The following is a 3,041-nucleotide window of genomic DNA, read 5'->3' as shown; positions in this document are numbered from 1 at the left end:
CCCAGCCGCGGGCCACGGGGATCCACGTCTTTCCGGTTGCGCCGACGCCGTGGAGGACAGGTGCTCCGTCGACCGCAAACGCGGTCACTACCCAGTACCCTTTTTGCCCTGCGAGCAGCCGGCCCTCCACGAGGACCTGCTTGGTGGGATCGTAACTACCCTTGGCACTGACCATTTGGTCCGACGCCGAACCCGGGAAGAACGTTCCAGGCTGCAATTCCCCGGTAAGCGGCTTGACCTGCTCCACAGCGGGGTCGTCAACGGAGGCGTCGCTCTGGGTGGATCTGCCGAACTGCCACTGGCTGAGCAGCACAAACACCCCGGAGAGCAGGAGCGCAAAGACAAGTCCTGCGATCCAGCGGGGCTTCAGAGCGGTTTTCAACACCCCTTAACCGTACTTCGTCAAGCTGTAGAACAGCTAAACGGGAGGGCCTGCCCCTTCCTCAGTGGTCGAAGAAAACCAAGCTGGAGTTGATCAGTTCGGCGATGACTTCGGGATCGTGGGCGCGCCGGAGGGATTCCCTGAACGATTCCTTGGACAGCGAGCGGGCCAAGGTCGCGAGGACTTCCAGGTGGTCCGAGAATGAGCTGGCGGGCGTAGCGATGAGCAGGACCAACGTGGCCGGTCCGTCGCTGGCGCCGAAGTCCAACGAATGACCGAATTTGGTGACACCAACAGCGATGGAGACCCTGGACACATACTCGCTGCGGGCATGCGGAAGGCCAATGCCGCCCGGCAGCCCGGTAGCAAGTTGGTGCTCGCGCGAGTTGACGACTTCGAGGAAGCCCTCAAGGTCCGTGATGCGCCCGGCTGCGTACAGCCGTTCGGCGAGCTGGCCCGCGGCATCTGTTTTGTCTACCGCTTCCATCTCAAGGATGACGGTCTCCGGCGTGGTTAGTTCGGCATCATACGGGTCCAGTGGTTCCGCCAAGTCGTTTTCCCTCCAGTGTGGCCAGCCAACCCGGGCCGCTCAGCGGAGGGGAACGATGTCATCGACGCCCATGCGCGCAGCATCGGCCGATTCATCGTCGGGCTGCTGTTGGCTGAGCCGTTCAGCTTCCACCCGGGCCAGGTAGTGCTTGATTTCGCTTTCCCGCTGCGCATCGCTCCAGCCAAGAATTTCTCCCATCAGCTTAGCGACAACAGGGACCGCGGAAACACCTCTGTCCCACGACTCGATCGAGATGCGGGTGCGCCGGGTCAGGACGTCATGGACATGCCGGGCACCCTCATGGGTCGCGGCATAGACGACCTCTGCCGCCAAATAGTCGTCTGCCCCCGGCAGCGGCTCCGCCATCGCCGGGTTGTCCTTGATGATAGCGAGGACTTCCGGGGTCATGGAGCCGTAGCGGTTGAGCAAATGTTCCACCCTGGCAACGTGGACCCCGGCCTCGTCGGCGGTTCTTCCCCGCCTGTTCCACGCGGCTTTGAATCCCTCGGCGCCCAGGAGGGGGATGGTATCGGTGCAGCTCGCCGGCACGCGCTCGTCCATGGCCCGGGTCGCTTCGTCCACCGCGTCCTTCGCCATGACCCGGTACGTGGTGAACTTTCCACCCGCAACCACCACCAAGCCTGGAACCGGGTGCGCCACCACGTGTTCGCGTGAAAGTTTGGCCGTGGAGTCGCTCTCCCCCGCCAGCAGCGGACGCAGTCCGGCGTAGACACCTTCGACATCCTCACGGGTCAAGGGCCGCTTCAAGACACGATTGACGTGTTCAAGAACATAGTCGATGTCCTTGGTAGACGCTGCAGGATGCGCCTTGTCAAGCTTCCAGTCGGTGTCCGTTGTGCCGATGATCCAGTGCCGCCCCCAAGGAATGACGAACAGCACGGATTTTTCAGTTCTCAGGATCAATCCGACCGTGGACTGGAAGCGGTCGCGCGGGACCACAAGGTGGATGCCTTTGGATGCACGGACCTTGAGCTGGCCGCGATCCGTCACCATGGCCTGGGTCTCGTCCGTCCAGACTCCGGTGGCATTGACCACTTGCTTGGCGCGGACTTCGATGATGCTGCCGTCTTCCTGGTTTTCCACCTTGGCGCCGACCACGCGTTCGCCCTCCCGCACGAACGACACCACGCGCATCCTGTTCACGGCATGCGCTCCGTAATGTGCGGCCGTGCGGACGACATTGACCACCAGCCTGGCGTCGTCGACCTGTGCATCGTAGTAGCGGATGGAGCCGACGAAGGCATCGCTCTTGAGGCTGGGTGCTGCCCGCAGTGTTCCGCGCCGGAAGAGGTGTTTGTGCATGGGTACGCCGCGGCTGTGGCCGGAGGTGAGGCCAAGCGTGTCGTAGAGGAAGATGCCGGCACCAACGTAGGGCCGCTCCCAGAAACGCCGGGTCAGCGGATACAGGAACGGAACCGGGCGCACGAGGTGTGGGGCGATTTGCTGGATCAGCAAACCACGTTCCTGGAGGGCCTCCTGGACCAACGCAAAGTCGAGCATTTCCAGGTAACGCAAGCCGCCGTGAATCAGCTTCGAAGACCGTGACGACGTGCCGGAAGCCCAGTCCCGGGCCTCGACAATGCCCACCGACAAACCGCGGGTCACCGCGTCCAGCGCCGCACCGGCCCCCACTACGCCTCCCCCGACGATGAGGATGTCGAGTTCCTTGCCAGGCTCCGTGGTTCCCCTGAGGACTTCGATGGATCTTTCCCGCGCCTCCGGACTCAACGCACCGGTTGATGCATCAATCCTTTGCGAACCATCTGCAACACTGCTCATTGGACGCCTCCCATCGCACAAGCCCGTAGTTCCCCACACTACTTCTTGTCCAGCGGCTTGGGCAGGGTTTTCGCCTGCGCTAAAGCGGCCCGAGCGGGAGCTACTGGCCCGAGTAAGGCGAGACGACGACGTCGACCCGCTGGAACTCCTTCAGGTCCGAATAGCCCGTGGTCGCCATGGAGCGGCGGAGCGCGCCGATCAGGTTAGACGTGCCGTTGGTGTGGTGGCCCGGCCCGAAGAGTACTTCTTCGAGGGGACCGACGGTGCCGACGTTGACCCTGTCGCCGCGCGGCAGCTCAAGGTGGTGGG

The 3,041-nt window shown here is 63.3% G+C and carries 3 protein-coding genes and 1 pseudogene; all 4 read right to left on the bottom strand.

What is annotated here, in order from left to right; genetic code table 11:
* Positions 1 to 385, bottom strand: a 385-nt coding sequence (locus AHiyo1_RS01785; protein WP_275937032.1) for an SURF1 family cytochrome oxidase biogenesis protein, incomplete at its 3' end; no start/stop codon positions are given.
* A 58-nt stretch (positions 386 to 443) separates the two neighbouring features.
* Positions 444 to 932 (bottom strand): PTS sugar transporter subunit IIA, encoded by a 489-nt coding sequence (locus tag AHiyo1_RS01780; RefSeq protein ID WP_059387422.1) that lies wholly within the window; start codon positions 930 to 932, stop codon positions 444 to 446.
* A 39-nt stretch (positions 933 to 971) separates the two neighbouring features.
* Positions 972 to 2,732, bottom strand: a complete 1,761-nt coding sequence (locus AHiyo1_RS01775) for a glycerol-3-phosphate dehydrogenase/oxidase (protein WP_059387421.1) — start codon at positions 2,730 to 2,732, stop codon at positions 972 to 974.
* 100 nt (positions 2,733 to 2,832) lie between these two features.
* A pseudogene (locus AHiyo1_RS01770) lies at positions 2,833 to 3,041 on the bottom strand (GuaB3 family IMP dehydrogenase-related protein); the annotation flags it as partial.

The sequence above is a fragment of the Arthrobacter sp. Hiyo1 genome (assembly GCF_001263615.2).
Classification (GTDB): domain Bacteria; phylum Actinomycetota; class Actinomycetes; order Actinomycetales; family Micrococcaceae; genus Arthrobacter.
Note: the sequence above shows the minus strand (reverse complement) of the source record. Positions and strands in the feature narration are given on the sequence as shown.